11 protein-coding genes are annotated in these 14,717 nt (G+C 61.4%); 5 read left to right on the top strand and 6 right to left on the bottom strand.

Annotation, left to right across the window (positions count from 1 at the left end; genetic code table 11):
- The first annotated feature begins 69 nt into the window (after positions 1-69).
- The 3 genes from gltB to hemE all read left to right on the top strand — a co-directional run bounded on the left by gltB (position 70) and on the right by hemE (position 7,280).
- Complete coding sequence (gene gltB, locus ACSFE6_RS21250; RefSeq protein ID WP_435429423.1) at positions 70-4,515, top strand: glutamate synthase large subunit; 4,446 nt, start codon at positions 70-72, stop codon at positions 4,513-4,515.
- Between the two features lie 32 nt (positions 4,516-4,547).
- Positions 4,548-5,966, top strand: coding sequence for an FAD-dependent oxidoreductase (locus ACSFE6_RS21245; RefSeq protein ID WP_433738297.1), 1,419 nt, complete (start codon positions 4,548-4,550; stop codon positions 5,964-5,966).
- Positions 5,967-6,212: 246 nt separating this feature from the next.
- On the top strand, positions 6,213-7,280 hold the full coding sequence (gene hemE, locus ACSFE6_RS21240; RefSeq protein ID WP_435429422.1) for a uroporphyrinogen decarboxylase: 1,068 nt from the start codon (positions 6,213-6,215) through the stop codon (positions 7,278-7,280).
- 133 nt (positions 7,281-7,413) lie between these two features.
- Here the strand turns inward: hemE and ACSFE6_RS21235 are convergent, their stop codons facing one another.
- Entirely contained in the window at positions 7,414-8,688 is a 1,275-nt protein-coding gene (locus tag ACSFE6_RS21235) for an MFS transporter (RefSeq protein WP_435429421.1), read from the bottom strand.
- Between the two features lie 119 nt (positions 8,689-8,807).
- On the opposite strand from ACSFE6_RS21235, the gene ACSFE6_RS21230 reads away from it, so the two are divergent.
- The gene (locus ACSFE6_RS21230; RefSeq protein ID WP_435429420.1) at positions 8,808-9,710 is read left to right on the top strand and encodes a LysR substrate-binding domain-containing protein; all 903 of its coding nucleotides are present in this window, start codon (positions 8,808-8,810) and stop codon (positions 9,708-9,710) included.
- Positions 9,711-10,128: 418 nt separating this feature from the next.
- Entirely contained in the window at positions 10,129-10,362 is a 234-nt protein-coding gene (locus ACSFE6_RS21225; RefSeq protein ID WP_435429419.1) for a DUF6124 family protein, read from the top strand.
- A 139-nt stretch (positions 10,363-10,501) separates the two neighbouring features.
- Here ACSFE6_RS21225 and ACSFE6_RS21220 read toward each other — a convergent pair whose 3' ends face one another.
- The 5 genes from ACSFE6_RS21220 to ACSFE6_RS21200 are packed head-to-tail and all read right to left on the bottom strand — an operon-like array spanning position 10,502 to position 14,628.
- On the bottom strand, positions 10,502-11,728 hold the full coding sequence (locus tag ACSFE6_RS21220; protein ID WP_435429418.1) for a beta-ketoacyl-ACP synthase: 1,227 nt from the start codon (positions 11,726-11,728) through the stop codon (positions 10,502-10,504).
- Positions 11,728-12,456: a 3-oxoacyl-ACP reductase FabG gene (fabG, locus tag ACSFE6_RS21215; protein WP_435429417.1), complete on the bottom strand. Its 729-nt coding sequence runs from the start codon at positions 12,454-12,456 to the stop codon at positions 11,728-11,730. Before fabG ends, ACSFE6_RS21220 begins: the two co-directional genes overlap by 1 nt.
- Positions 12,453-12,926, bottom strand: coding sequence for a hotdog family protein (locus ACSFE6_RS21210; RefSeq protein WP_435429416.1), 474 nt, complete (start codon positions 12,924-12,926; stop codon positions 12,453-12,455). Before ACSFE6_RS21210 ends, fabG begins: the two co-directional genes overlap by 4 nt.
- Positions 12,923-14,119: a beta-ketoacyl-[acyl-carrier-protein] synthase family protein gene (locus tag ACSFE6_RS21205; RefSeq protein WP_435429415.1), complete on the bottom strand. Its 1,197-nt coding sequence runs from the start codon at positions 14,117-14,119 to the stop codon at positions 12,923-12,925. Before ACSFE6_RS21205 ends, ACSFE6_RS21210 begins: the two co-directional genes overlap by 4 nt.
- The gene (locus ACSFE6_RS21200; RefSeq protein ID WP_435429414.1) at positions 14,116-14,628 is read right to left on the bottom strand and encodes a hypothetical protein; all 513 of its coding nucleotides are present in this window, start codon (positions 14,626-14,628) and stop codon (positions 14,116-14,118) included. The genes ACSFE6_RS21205 and ACSFE6_RS21200 overlap by 4 nt, the downstream gene beginning before the upstream one ends.
- Positions 14,629-14,717: the final 89 nt, after the last annotated feature.

Here is a 14,717-nt window from a genome sequence, read left to right as displayed (position 1 = left end):
GCGGATGGTAACTGGTTGAATTGAAAAGAAATTTGCCTCGACAAGAGGCAGCCTGGTGAGAAAGTGTCTATGAAAGCAGGTCTGTACCAACCAGATGAATTCAAGGATAACTGCGGTTTCGGCCTGATAGCCCATATGCAGGGCGAGCCCAGTCATACCCTTTTGCAAACGGCCATCGAGGCCCTGACCTGCATGACCCACCGCGGTGGGATTAATGCCGACGGCAAGACCGGTGACGGTTGCGGTCTGCTGATTCAAAAGCCGGACGTGTTCCTGCGAGCCATCGCCCAGGAAACCTTCGGCGTCGAATTGCCCAAGCAATACGCCGTGGGCATGGTTTTCTTCAATCAGGACCCGGTCAAGGCCGAAGCCGCTCGCGAGAACATGAACCGCGAGATCCTGGCCGCTGGCCTGCAGCTCGTCGGCTGGCGCAAAGTGCCGATCGACACCAGCGTCCTCGGCCGCCTGGCCCTTGAGCGCCTGCCGCAGATCGAGCAAGTGTTCATCGGTGGCGAAGGCCTGAGCGACCAGGACATGGCCGTCAAGCTGTTCACCTCCCGTCGCCGCTCGTCCGTGGCCAATGCCGCCGACACCGACCACTACGTGTGCAGCTTTTCCCACAAGACCATTATTTACAAAGGCCTGATGATGCCGGCGGATCTCGCCGCCTTCTATCCGGACCTGAGCGATGAGCGCCTGCAAACCTCGATTTGCGTGTTCCACCAGCGCTTCTCCACCAACACCCTGCCGAAATGGCCGCTGGCTCAACCGTTCCGCTTCCTGGCGCACAACGGCGAAATCAACACCATCACCGGCAACCGCAACTGGGCCGTGGCCCGTCGCACCAAGTTCGCCAACGACTTGATGGACCTGGAAGAACTCGGCCCGCTGGTCAACCGTGTCGGTTCCGACTCCTCCAGCATGGACAACATGCTCGAGTTGATGGTCACCGGTGGCATCGACCTGTTCCGTGGCGTGCGGATGATCATTCCGCCGGCGTGGCAGAACGTCGAGACCATGGACCCGGACCTGCGTGCGTTCTACGAATACAACTCGATGCACATGGAGCCGTGGGACGGCCCGGCCGGCGTGGTAATGACCGACGGTCGCTACGCGGTGTGCCTGCTCGACCGTAACGGTCTGCGTCCGGCGCGCTGGGTCACCACCAAGAACGGTTTCATCACCCTGGCTTCGGAAATCGGCGTCTGGGACTACCAGCCGGAAGACGTGATCGCCAAGGGTCGCGTCGGCCCTGGCCAGATCTTCGCCGTGGACACCGAAACCGGGCAGATCCTCGACACCGATGCCATCGACAACCGTCTGAAGTCCCGTCATCCGTACAAGCAATGGCTGCGCAAGAATGCCCTGCGCATCCAGGCGACCATGGAAGACAACGACCACGGTTCGGCGTTCTACGACGTCGATCAGCTCAAGCAATACATGAAGATGTACCAGGTCACGTTCGAAGAGCGCGACCAGGTGCTGCGTCCGCTCGGCGAGCAAGGCTACGAAGCCGTGGGCTCGATGGGCGACGACACGCCGATGGCCGTGCTGTCCCAGCGCGTGCGCACGCCGTACGACTATTTCCGCCAGCAGTTCGCGCAGGTCACCAACCCGCCGATCGACCCGCTGCGTGAAGCCATCGTCATGTCGCTGGAGATCTGCCTCGGTGCCGAGCGCAACATCTTCCAGGAGTCGCCGGAACACGCCTCGCGCGTGATCCTCAGCTCGCCGATCATTTCCCCGGCCAAGTGGCGTTCGCTGATGAACCTCGACCGTCCGGGTTTCGAACGGGCGATCATCGACCTCAACTACGACGAGAGCATCGGCCTCGAAGCGGCCATCCGCAGCGTTGCCGACCAGGCTGAAGAAGCCGTGCGCTCCGGTCGCACCCAGGTCGTGTTGAGTGACCGTCACATCGCGCCGGGCAAGCTGCCGATCCACGCGTCCCTGGCCACTGGCGCGGTACACCACCGCCTGACCGAAAAAGGCCTGCGTTGCGATTCCAACATCCTGGTGGAAACCGCGACCGCTCGCGATCCGCATCACTTCGCCGTGCTGGTCGGTTTCGGCGCCTCTGCCGTTTATCCGTTCCTGGCCTACGAAGTGCTGGGCGACCTGATCCGTACCGGTGAAGTGCTGGGCGACCTCTATGAGGTGTTCAAGAACTACCGTAAAGGCATCACCAAAGGCCTGCTCAAGATCCTGTCGAAGATGGGTATCTCGACCATCACCTCGTACCGCGGTGCACAGTTGTTCGAGGCCATCGGCCTGTCCGAGGAAGTCTGCAACCTGAGCTTCAAGGGCGTGCCGAGCCGCATCAAGGGTGCGCGTTTCGTCGACATCGAAGCCGAGCAGAAAGCCCTGGCCACCGAAGCCTGGAGTCCGCGCAAGCCGATCCAGCAAGGCGGTCTGCTGAAGTTCGTCCACGGTGGCGAGTATCACGCCTACAACCCGGACGTGGTCAACACCCTGCAAGCCGCCGTGCAGCAGGGCGACTACGCCAAGTTCAAGGAATACACCTCGCTGGTGGACAACCGTCCGGTGTCGATGATCCGCGACCTGCTCAAGGTCAAGACCCTCGACACGCCGCTGGACATCAGCGAAGTCGAGCCGCTGGAATCGGTGCTCAAGCGCTTCGACTCCGCCGGTATCTCGCTGGGCGCCCTGTCGCCGGAAGCTCACGAAGCCCTGGCCGAAGCCATGAACCGCCTCGGTGCGCGTTCCAACTCCGGCGAAGGCGGTGAAGACCCGGCACGCTACGGCACCATCAAGAGCTCGAAAATCAAGCAGGTGGCCACTGGCCGTTTCGGTGTAACCCCCGAATACCTGGTCAACGCCGAAGTGCTGCAGATCAAGGTTGCCCAAGGCGCCAAGCCAGGCGAGGGCGGTCAACTGCCAGGTGGCAAGGTCAACGGTCTGATCGCCAAGCTGCGTTACGCCGTACCGGGCGTGACCCTGATCTCGCCACCGCCGCACCACGACATCTACTCGATCGAAGACTTGTCGCAGCTGATTTTCGACCTGAAACAGGTCAACCCGAAGGCGCTGGTCTCGGTGAAACTGGTGGCGGAAGCTGGCGTCGGCACCATTGCTGCCGGTGTGGCCAAGGCCTATGCGGACCTGATCACCATCTCCGGCTACGACGGCGGCACCGGTGCTTCACCGCTGACCTCGATCAAATACGCGGGCGCCCCGTGGGAGCTCGGCCTGGCCGAAACCCACCAGACCCTGCGTGGCAACGACCTGCGTGGCAAGGTCAAGGTGCAGACTGACGGCGGCCTGAAAACCGGCCTCGACGTGATCAAGGCCGCGATCCTCGGCGCTGAAAGCTTCGGTTTCGGTACTGCGCCAATGATCGCCCTGGGTTGCAAATACCTGCGTATCTGCCACCTGAACAACTGCGCCACCGGCGTTGCGACCCAGAACGAGAAGCTGCGCAAGGATCACTACATCGGTACCGTCGACATGGTGGTGAACTTCTTCACCTACGTCGCCGAAGAAACCCGTGAGTGGCTGGCCAAACTGGGCGTGCGCTCCCTCGAAGAGCTGATCGGTCGTACCGATCTGCTGGACATCATCGAAGGGCAGACCACCAAGCAGCATCACCTGGACCTGACCCCGTTGCTGGGCAGCGATCACATCCCGGCGGACAAGCCTCAGTTCTGCGGTGTGGATCGCAACCCACCGTTCGACAAGGGCCTGCTGGCCGAGAAAATGGTCGATCTGGCCACCTCGGCGATCAACGACCTGAGCGGCGCCGAATTCGCCCTGGATATCTGCAACTGCGACCGTTCCATCGGCGCGCGGATCTCCGGTGAAATCGCTCGCAAACACGGCAACCAGGGCATGGCCAACGCGCCGATCACCTTCCGCTTCAAAGGCACCGCTGGCCAGAGCTTCGGCGTGTGGAACGCTGGCGGCCTGAACATGTACCTGGAAGGTGACGCCAACGACTACGTCGGCAAGGGCATGACCGGCGGCAAGCTGGTGATCGTTCCGCCAAAAGGCAGCCTCTACAAGACTCAGGACAGTGCCATCGTCGGCAACACCTGCCTGTACGGAGCCACTGGCGGCAAACTGTTCGCCGCTGGCACCGCGGGTGAGCGCTTCGCCGTGCGTAACTCTGGTGCCCACACCGTCGTGGAAGGCACTGGCGATCACTGCTGCGAGTACATGACCGGTGGTTTCGTCTGCGTATTGGGCAAGACCGGTTACAACTTCGGCTCTGGCATGACCGGCGGTTTCGCCTACGTGCTCGACCAGGACAACACCTTCGTTGACCGGGTCAACCACGAACTGGTGGAAATCCAGCGGATCAGCGGCGAGGCGATGGAAGCCTACCGTAGCCATTTGCAACGCGTGCTGAACGAGTACGTCGAGGAAACCGACAGCGAGTGGGGTCGTGAACTCGCCGAGAACCTCGACGATTACGTGCGTCGTTTCTGGTTGGTCAAGCCCAAGGCTGCCTCCCTGAAATCGTTGCTTTCCAGCACCCGTGCCAACCCGCAGTGATATGCGCCTGAAGAGTTTGATGAGGTTTTAAAATGGCTGAACGTCTGAATAACGACTTCCAGTTCATCGATGTCGGGCGCAAGGATCCGAAGAAGAAACTGTTGCGTCAACGCAAGAAAGAGTTCGTCGAAATCTACGAACCCTTCAAGCCCCAGCAGTCGGCCGACCAGGCCCACCGCTGCCTGGGTTGCGGTAACCCGTATTGCGAATGGAAGTGCCCGGTACACAACTTCATTCCCAACTGGCTGAAGCTGGTGGCCGAGGGCAACATCCTCCAGGCCGCCGAGCTGTCGCACCAGACCAACACCCTGCCGGAAGTCTGCGGCCGGGTGTGTCCGCAGGATCGTCTGTGCGAGGGTGCCTGTACCCTCAACGACGGCTTCGGCGCGGTGACCATCGGTTCGGTGGAGAAGTACATCACCGACACCGCGTTCGCCATGGGCTGGCGCCCGGACATGTCCAAGGTCAAGCCGACCGGCAAGCGTGTCGCTATCATCGGAGCGGGCCCGGCGGGCCTGGGGTGTGCCGACGTGCTGGTGCGCGGTGGCGTGACCCCGGTGGTGTTCGACAAGAACCCGGAAATCGGCGGTCTGCTGACCTTCGGCATCCCTGAGTTCAAGCTGGAAAAGACCGTGCTGAGCAATCGCCGCGAAGTCTTCACCGGCATGGGCATCCAGTTCCGCCTCAACACCGAGGTGGGCAAGGACGTGACCATGGAGCAACTGCTCGAAGAATACGATGCCGTGTTCATGGGCATGGGCACCTACACCTACATGAAGGGCGGCTTTGCCGGTGAGGACCTGCCGGGCGTCTACGACGCGCTGGACTTCCTGATCGCCAACGTCAACCGTAACCTGGGCTTTGAAAAGTCGCCGGAAGATTTCGTCGACATGAAGGGCAAGAAGGTCGTGGTACTCGGTGGTGGCGACACGGCGATGGACTGCAACCGTACGTCGATTCGCCAGGGCGCCAAGTCGGTGACCTGTGCGTATCGTCGTGACGAAGCGAACATGCCTGGCTCGCGCAAAGAGGTGAAAAACGCCAAGGAAGAAGGCGTGAAGTTCCTCTACAACCGCCAGCCGATCGCTATCGTTGGTGAAGACAAGGTCGAAGGCGTGAAAGTGGTCGAGACCCGTCTCGGCGAACCGGATGCCCGTGGCCGTCGCAGCCCCGAGCCGATCCCGGGCTCCGAAGAAATCATCCCGGCCGACGCCGTGGTCATCGCCTTCGGTTTCCGCCCAAGCCCGGCGCCGTGGTTCGAGCAGTTCGAGATCCAGACCGACAGCCAGGGCCGCGTCGTGGCGCCTGAGCAAGGTCAGTACAAGCACCAGACCAGCAACCCGAAAATCTTCGCCGGTGGCGACATGGTGCGCGGTTCCGACCTGGTGGTGACGGCGATCTTCGAAGGCCGTAATGCGGCTGAAGGGATCCTGGATTACCTGGGCGTCTAACCCCGTTCCAAGCTGCACCGCGACACCTGTGGGAGCTGGCTCGCCAGCGATAGCATCACCTCGGTCTAACTGACACACCGAGGTGTCTGCATCGCTGGCAATCGAGCGTCGACCGGCGCTCCCACAGTGTTTTGTGGCGCTGCAAAACCGCGACAAATTGACCCGATAGACAAAAGGCTGACCTGCATTCGTGCCTTTTGCGCCCGGCTCTGAGAAAATGCCCGCACTTTTTTTCCGGATGCCGACATGACTGCCCTGAAGAACGACCGTTTCCTGCGCGCCCTGCTCAAGCAACCCGTAGACGTCACGCCCGTGTGGATGATGCGTCAGGCTGGACGCTATCTGCCTGAATACCGCGCCAGCCGTGCCAAGGCCGGCGATTTCATGAGCCTGTGCATGAACCCGTCGTTCGCCTGCGAAGTCACGCTGCAGCCCCTCGACCGCTATCCGCAGCTGGATGCGGCGATCCTCTTCTCCGACATCCTGACCATTCCCGATGCCATGGGCCAGGGCCTGTACTTCGAGACAGGCGAAGGTCCGCGCTTCAAGAAAGTCGTCAGCACCCTGGCCGACATCGAAGCCCTGCCGATTCCGGATCCGCAAAAAGACCTGGGCTATGTGATGGACGCGGTCAGCACCATCCGCCGCGAACTCAATGGTCGTGTGCCGCTGATCGGCTTCTCCGGTAGCCCGTGGACCCTGGCCACCTACATGGTTGAAGGCGGGTCGTCGAAAGACTTCCGCAAGACCAAGGCCATGCTCTACGACAACCCGCAAGCCATGCACCTGCTGCTGGACAAGCTCGCGCAGTCGGTCACCAGCTACCTCAACGGCCAGATCCAGGCCGGCGCGCAAGCGGTGCAGATTTTCGACACCTGGGGCGGCAACCTGTCGGCGGCGGCCTATCAGGAATTTTCCCTGGCCTACATGAAGAAAATCGTCAGCGGCCTGATCCGCGAGCACGAAGGTCGCAAGGTGCCGGTGATCCTGTTCACCAAGAACGGCGGCCTGTGGCTGGAAAGCATCGCCGACGCCGGTGCCGACGCATTGGGCCTGGACTGGACTTGCGACATCGGCAACGCCCGCGCCCGTGTCGGTGACAAAGTCGCCCTGCAAGGCAACATGGATCCGACCGTGCTCTACGCCAAGCCTGAAGCGATCCGCGCCGAAGTCGGTCGTATTCTCGCCAGCTATGGCAAGGGCAGTGGCCACGTGTTCAACCTGGGCCACGGCATCACCCCGGAAGTCGATCCGGAACATGCAGGCGCCTTCTTGCGGGCGGTGCACGAGTTGTCGGCGCAGTATCACGAGTGATCGCTACCCCATAAAAACGCCCGGCTCTTGCCGGGCTTTTTTTTGAAGATCAAAAGATCGCAGCCTGCGGCAGCTCCTACAGAGGAACTAGCATTTCCTTGTAGGAGCTGCCGCAGGCTGCGATCTTTTGCTTTTAAGCTTTCACACCGCCCAAAGGCGGCAACTTCGCCAGCTTCAACGCCACCCCCAACGCCACCAACAGCAACCCGCCAATGAACAAGCCAATACCGTTCCATCCACCGACATGCCAGAACACCCCGCCCGCCGTACCGGCAATGCTCGATCCGGCGTAGTAGCTGAACAGGTACAGCGACGACGCCTGGCCCTTGGCTTTGGTGGCACGACGGCCGATCCAGCTGCTGGCGACCGAGTGGGCGCCGAAGAAGCCGAAGGTGAACACCAGCATGCCGAAAATCACCAGCGGTAGGGGTGTAAACATCGTCAGGGCGTGGCCGGCGATCATCAGCACGATGGTGCTCCAGAGCACTTTGCGTCGGCCCAGTTTGTCGGCCAGCGAACCGATTTTCGCCGAGCTGTAGATGCCCGACAGGTACACCACCGAGAGCAACCCGACGAAGGCCTGCTCCATGTGGTACGGCTCGGCCAGCAAGCGATAGCCGATGTAGTTGAACAGGGTGACGAATGCGCCCATCAACACAAAGGCTTCGAGGAACAGCAGCGGCAGGCCGGCGTCGCGAAAGTGCATGGTGAAACCGTCGAGCAGGCTGCGCGGATGCAAAGAGCGAGAGCGGAAGTTGCGTGATTCCGGGAGGATTTTCCAGAACACCGCCGCCGCGATCAGGGCCAATCCTCCGATCACCAGCATCGCCGTGTGCCAGCTGACGAAGTCAATCAATACGCCGGTAATCAAACGCCCGCTCATTCCGCCGATGGCGTTGCCGGCAATGTACAGACCCATGGCCAGGCCGATGTGTTGCGGGTGGATCTCTTCGCTCAGATACGTCATGGCGACCGCCGCCAGTCCACTCAGGGATAGACCAATCAACGCGCGCATGATCAGCACGCCGTGCCAGCTCGGCATCATCGCGCTGGCCATGGTGCACAGGGCGGCGGCAAACAACGCCGCGACCATCACCGGTTTGCGCCCGACGCGATCGGAGATCGGGCCAGTGATCAGCAGGCCGATGGCGAGCATGCCGGTGGCCACCGAGAGAATCAGGCTGCTCTGCGCGGCGTTGATGGAATATTCGTGGGACAGCAGCGGCATCATCGGCTGCACGCAGTAGAGCAGGGCGAAGGTCGCGAAGCCGCCACAGAACAGTGCCAGCACGGTTCGCATGAACGCTGGCGTGCCTTTTTCGATGTAGATCTCTTTCAGCTCAGCGACAACTTCGTCCTGTACGGCAGGAGAAACTTCATGGGCAAGTGGGGCGACAGCAGTTTTCACGATGGACCTCGGTGGGGCGCAGCCGGTCAGGCAATGAAAAAAGCATATAGCTGGCTAATGATTCAATCCAATATATTGTTCGACCTGTTTGATAGCTTTAACGACCTAATGGAGTTTCCATGGAATTGCGTCATTTGCGCTACTTCATTGCCGTTGCCGAAGAACTGCATTTCGGCCGCGCCGCACAGGTGCTGGGCATCTCCCAGCCGCCGCTGAGCCAGCAGATTCAAGCGCTGGAACAGGAGGTGGGGGCACGGCTTTTCGAGCGTACCAATCGTCGGGTCGAGCTGAGCGAAGCCGGTCGGTTGTTTCTGGAGGAGGCGCGGCTGGTGCTGGCGCAGGTCGACAAGGCAGCGGATGTCGCACGTCGGGCGCAGTTGGGTGAGTTGGGCGAACTGAAGATAGGCTTCACGTCTTCGGCGCCGTTCAACTCGACGATTCCCCAAGCGATTTTCGAGTTTCGCCAGCGCTTTCCGGCGGTGCATTTGAACCTGCGGGAAATGAGCAGCACACAAGTGGCCGATGCGCTGGTGGATGAGTCGATCGAGGTCGGGATCATGAGGCCGCTGGGGCTGCCGGATTCACTCAGCGTGGTCGAGTTGATGCGCGAACCATTGGTGGCAGTGCTCAGCTCCAAGCATCCGCTGGTGAAGGACAGTGAAGAGGGACTGTTCCTGTCGGCCCTGGCCCTTGAACCTTTTGTATTTTTCCCACGCAGCTATGGCAGTGGTCTGTATGCACAATTGCTCAGCCTGGCCCGCGATGCTGGCTTCAGCCCACACTTTGCCCAAGAGGCTGGCGAGGCGATGACCATCATCGGTCTGGTGGCGGCGGGGTTGGGCGTATCGGTGCTGCCGGCGTCGTATCAACGGATGCGTATCGATGGCGTGGTCTACCGGCCATTGCTCGATCCGGCGGCGGTGTCGGCGGTGTGGCTGGTGCAGCGCAAGGATCAGAAGTCGGCGATGGCGCGGGCGTTTGTGGAGTTGCTCACGCGCAAGGTTGAACCCCTGAAATCTTGACGGCTGCGCCGTCATTCGCGAGCAGATGCACCAAAGAAGTATCAACCAAACCGCGATCTACCAGATATTTCACCCCCGGCCGTAAGACATTTCTGAAATCCCTCCAACAGGCTACAGCGCCTTGCGGCACGGCCTACACCTACTCCAGAATCCGCCGGCTTGTGCGCTTCGAGGGCCATCGCTAACTTGATTCGCGTCACTGATGGTCAGTGATCGGGTTTAGTAGCCCGCTCCGAGTAAGCGCATTTGCGCTCCTGATAGGCAGGTATATCCATACCTGCCCTTGACGGTAGCTGTGCGCAGGGCGCCTTCGGGTGCGCCGGGATTATTCGGCCGGTCTACTAACCTGCGTACAGCTGCCACCCTTCTGATGTCTGGCGATTCGGTGTCGGCTCCCCCTCTTTCAGGACACTGAACCATGACCCATACGCCCAATCCACCCAGCCCGATTTTCCTCATCGCCCCCGGTATCGACAACCACACGCTGCTTGAATACGCCTGCGTCTCCCTGGCCTCCGCCAGTGCCATGGCCAGCGACTTCGCCCGAGACCTGAAAGGGCCCCAGGGGCACACGTTGTTGGGGATTCAGCAATCGATCATGTTGGGAGAGCTGGCGGTGAATCGGGTGTTGGATAACCTCGATCCAGCGTGACCTTCCGGGTAGGCAAGAACCCTTGTGGGAGCGAGCCTGCTCGCGAAAAACGTGCAAGCAACGCGTTCATTCAGACTGTACGCGTTATCGTTTACGTCCTTCGCGAGCAGGCTCGCTCCCACAGGAGATATGTTTTTGATTACGACCAACGCTTGAAAATCAGCGACGTATTCACCCCACCAAACGCAAAGTTGTTGTTCATCACATACCGGTTGCTCATCTGCCGGAACTCGCCGCGCAGGTAGTCGAGCTTGCCGCAGTGCGGGTCGACCTCGTCGAGGTTGAGGGTGTGCACGTACAGGTCGCGGTTGAGCATTTCGATGCTGAACCAGGACTCCAGCGCACCGCAGGCGCCCAGGGTGTGGCCGAGGAAGCTTTTCTGCGAGCTGATGGGCATGTGTTCGCCGAACAGGCTGCTGGTGGCCAGGGTTTCGGCGATGTCGCCTTGTTCGGTGGCCGTGCCGTGGCCGTTGACGTAACCGATGTCCGAAGGCGTTAACCCCGCGTCTTCCAGCGCCAGTTCCATGGCCCGGCGCATGGTGATTTGCTCCGGACGGGTGGTGTGCTGGCCGTCGGCGTTGCTGCCGAAGCCGACGATTTCGGCATGGATGTGTGCGCCACGCGCCAAGGCGTGTTCCAGTTCTTCCAGCACCAACATACCGGCGCCTTCACCGATCACCAGGCCGTCGCGGCCGGTGTCATAAGGGCGAGGGGACAAGTGCGGCGTGTCGTTTTTCAGGCTGGTGGCGTAAAGCGCATCGAAGACCATAGCCTCGGTCGGACACAGTTCTTCGGCGCCACCGGCGAGCATCAGCGGCAGGCGGCCGAACTTGATCGCCTCGTAGGCATAACCGATGCCCTGGCTGCCGCTGGTGCAGGCGCTGGAGGTGGGGATCAACCGGCCGGTCAAACCGAAGAAGATGCTGATATTGGCCGCCGTGGTGTGCGGCATCATGCGTACATAGGAGTTGGCGTTCAGGCCTTCGGCCACCGAATTGAGCAGCATGTTGCCGAATGCCTTGATCTCGTCGGTGCTACCGGTGGAGGAGCCGCAGGCAACGCCCATGCGCCCATCCTTGATCATTTCGTCACCCAGCAAGCCTGCGTTGGCCAACGCCATTTCCGACGCGCCTACAGCTAGCCGCGAAACCCGGCCCATACTGCGCAGCTGCTTGCGGGTCCAGTGACCAGGGACTTTGAAATCATCGATAGGCCCCGCCAGGCGAGTGTTGAGCTCGGTGAAGCGGTCCCACTCGTCCATCCGGCGGATGCCGCTGCGGTTGGCCGCAAAGTGGCTGGCGATGGTGTCCCAGTCGCTGCCCAGTGACGTGATGCCGGCCATGCCGGTGACGACGACGCGCTTCATCAGCACAAGCCTCCGTTGACGGCCAGGACCTGCCGGGTGATGTACGAGGCTTCCGCCGACATCAGGAAATTCACGGCGCCGGCCACCTCTTCGGGGGTGCCCATGCGCTGTGCGGGGATCATTTTCATCAGTTCTTCCACCGGCACGTTTTCATCAAGCATCGCCGTGTCGATCAGGCCGGGTGCGACACAGTTGACGGTGATCTTGCGTTTGCCCAATTCGATCGCCAATGCCTTGGCCGCGCCGATCAACCCGGCCTTGGAGGCGCTGTAGTTGACCTGACCGCGGTTGCCGATCAGTCCGGACACCGAAGTGATGCAGACAATCCGCCCGGCGGCGCGACGACGGATCATCGGCATCATCACCGGGTGCAGCACGTTGTAGAAACCGTCGAGGTTGGTGCGCATCACCACATCCCAATCATCCTCGCTCAGCGCCGGAAAAGCACCGTCACGGGTCAGCCCGGCGTTGAGTACCACGCCGTAATAGGCGCCATGGGTCTCCACGTCGGTTTCAAGAATGGCCTTGCAAGCGGCACGGTCGGACACGTCGAATTGCAGGATACGCGCGTTGCGACCCAAGGCTTGGATTTCACCCTGGACCGCCCTGGCTTCGCTCACCCCGCTGCGGCAATGCAGCACGATGTCGTGCCCTGCCTGGGCCAGGCGCAGGGCGATGGCGCGGCCGATGCCACGACTGGAACCGGTGACGAGTACGGATTCAGTCATGGCTGCGTTCCTTGTGAAGAACCTTGGGGTTCATGAAGATAGTGATTCGCCTGAGGTGGACGGTACACGTTGAGGCGGGCAGTGGCGTGAATGCCCGGCGCATTGATATGGCATTCGAACACACCCATGCCGTTTTCGTCTTCCAGCGAGCGAAGGCCATGGATGGTCAGCTCGGTGCCCGCCGGAAAACGGTCGACATTGCATTCGAACTTGCGACTGCCCAGCAAAAAGCCCAGCTCCACCGCATCGCCGCGCTGGCGCGCTTGGCAACCGGCGAAGGCGGCGACGCTCTGGGCCATCAATTCAATGCCGACCCAGGCCGGCAGGCTGCCATCGGGGTTGTTGAACAGGCCGACGGGCTTGACCGTGAGGCAGGTGTGAATCTGCTCTTCGTCGAACGCCAGGATCCGGTCGATGAGGATCATGTCGCCAGCGTGGGGCAGCAGTTCGGCGAGCGGCCAGTCAATCATGGGGCGTCTCCGATAATCAGGCTGACGTTGTTGCCACCGAAGGCGAAGGAATTGCTCATCAGGTAGCGGGGACCAGTGGACGTCAGGCGATCGCCTGGGGTCACCCATTCAAGGGCGGGCAGATCGGGGTCCGGTTGGCCGTCCCAGATATGGGGTGGTAACGCCTGTTCACGGTTATCCGCGCTCAGGCTCAACCAGCAGAACGCGGCCTCCAGTGCGCCGGCTGCGCCGAGGGTATGGCCGGTCATGGGCTTGGTCGAGGAGCAGGGCACGCCCGTCGGGAACAACGTGGCTACCGCCTGGCTTTCCATGGCGTCGTTGTGCGGGGTGGCGGTGCCGTGCAGGTTCAGATAACCGATCTGTTGTGGTTGCAAGTCAGCCCGGTCCAAGGCCTTGCGCATGGCCTGCAAGGCGCCACGACCGGTCGGCTCCGGTGCGGAAATGTGGTGTGCATCGGAACTGGCGCCGCTGCCGAGCAGGGCAATCGGCTTGTTGCCGCCAGCCTGCCGGCTCATCAGGAAAAGAGCGGCCCCTTCGCCAATGTTGATGCCGTTGCGATTCACCGAGAACGGGTTGCAACGTTGACCGGAAACCGCTTCCAGCGCCGTGAACCCGTTGAGGGTCAGTTTGCACAAACTGTCGACGCCGCCGCACAGCAGCACGTCGCAAATGCCCAGGTCCAACAGGCGCTGGGCACTCATCAGCGCACGTGCGCTTGAAGTGCAGGCAGTGGAAATCACATAGGCCGGGCCACTCAGTTGCAGCCAATCGGCGAGAAAACTCGCCGGGGCGCCGAGTTCCTGTTGCTGGTAGTCATATTGCGGTGGGAACCGATGGTCACGGATGTATTGGGTCAAGCCCCGGCTGGCTTCGTCGATGCCGGAGGTACTGGTGCCCAGCACGACGCCGATACGATCGCGGCCGTAAGTCTGGATCGCTTGATCGATGTCCTGACGAATTTCGAGGGCAGCTTCCATCAGCAACTGATTGTTGCGGGTATCTTGCCGGGACAGCTCGGCGGGAATCGCTGCGAGTTCGTCACGCACGGCGCCCACCGGCAATGACCGCTGCGGCACCCAGCCCGCTTCGTTGCGCATTCCGGAGCAATCGCCGGCAAACAGATTGCGCGCGACTTCGTGCTTGCCGTGGCCTAGCGAGCAGATGACCCCGAGGGCGTTCAGGTAAGCGGTCATGGTGCCTCTCCGCTCAACGGCGTGACGTGGTATTTCGGGCCTTTGGGCAGATTCAATTCAAAACTCATCGGTTGTGAGTAACGGACGTCCCAGCGCTCCGGAAAGGAGCGTTGCGCACCATGTTGCCAGGCGGCAGGGTAGTTGCCGGAAAGCTCGTCCCTGGGGGTCAGCGCAAACAACAATGCGGCGAACAGCTCCCGGGCTTCGGGGTTGGGAGGCAGCAGTCCATCGGCGCGCCATTCTCCGTCCACCAGTTTCTGACGGGCCTGGGGAATACCGAGCAGGTCCATCATAGACCAGCGAATGGCCGGGCCTTCACGTTGGATCACCAGTACCCAGTCCTGGCGCTGCTCGGCCTGCAACCGCTGGATGTGCAGTTGCACGGGCAACGCCAGGTTCGGTGTTTGCTCGGGCAACGGCGCTCGGCTGGTGCAGGCGCTCAACAACAGGGCTAACCCGAGCAACAGAATGCCGGTGATCCCTGTGGGAGCGAGCCTGCTCGCTCCCACAGGGAAAGCACTCCACTATCCACTTCACAGCACTCACCCTTCTCTCCCGCACTCTCTCCCCCCCCCGCCGTGCCCTGCTCTCCCCCCGC

The sequence above is a fragment of the Pseudomonas baetica genome (assembly GCF_051216495.1).
GTDB classification, from domain to species: domain Bacteria; phylum Pseudomonadota; class Gammaproteobacteria; order Pseudomonadales; family Pseudomonadaceae; genus Aquipseudomonas; species Aquipseudomonas baetica_B.
This window is presented reverse-complemented; position numbering and strand designations above follow the sequence as displayed.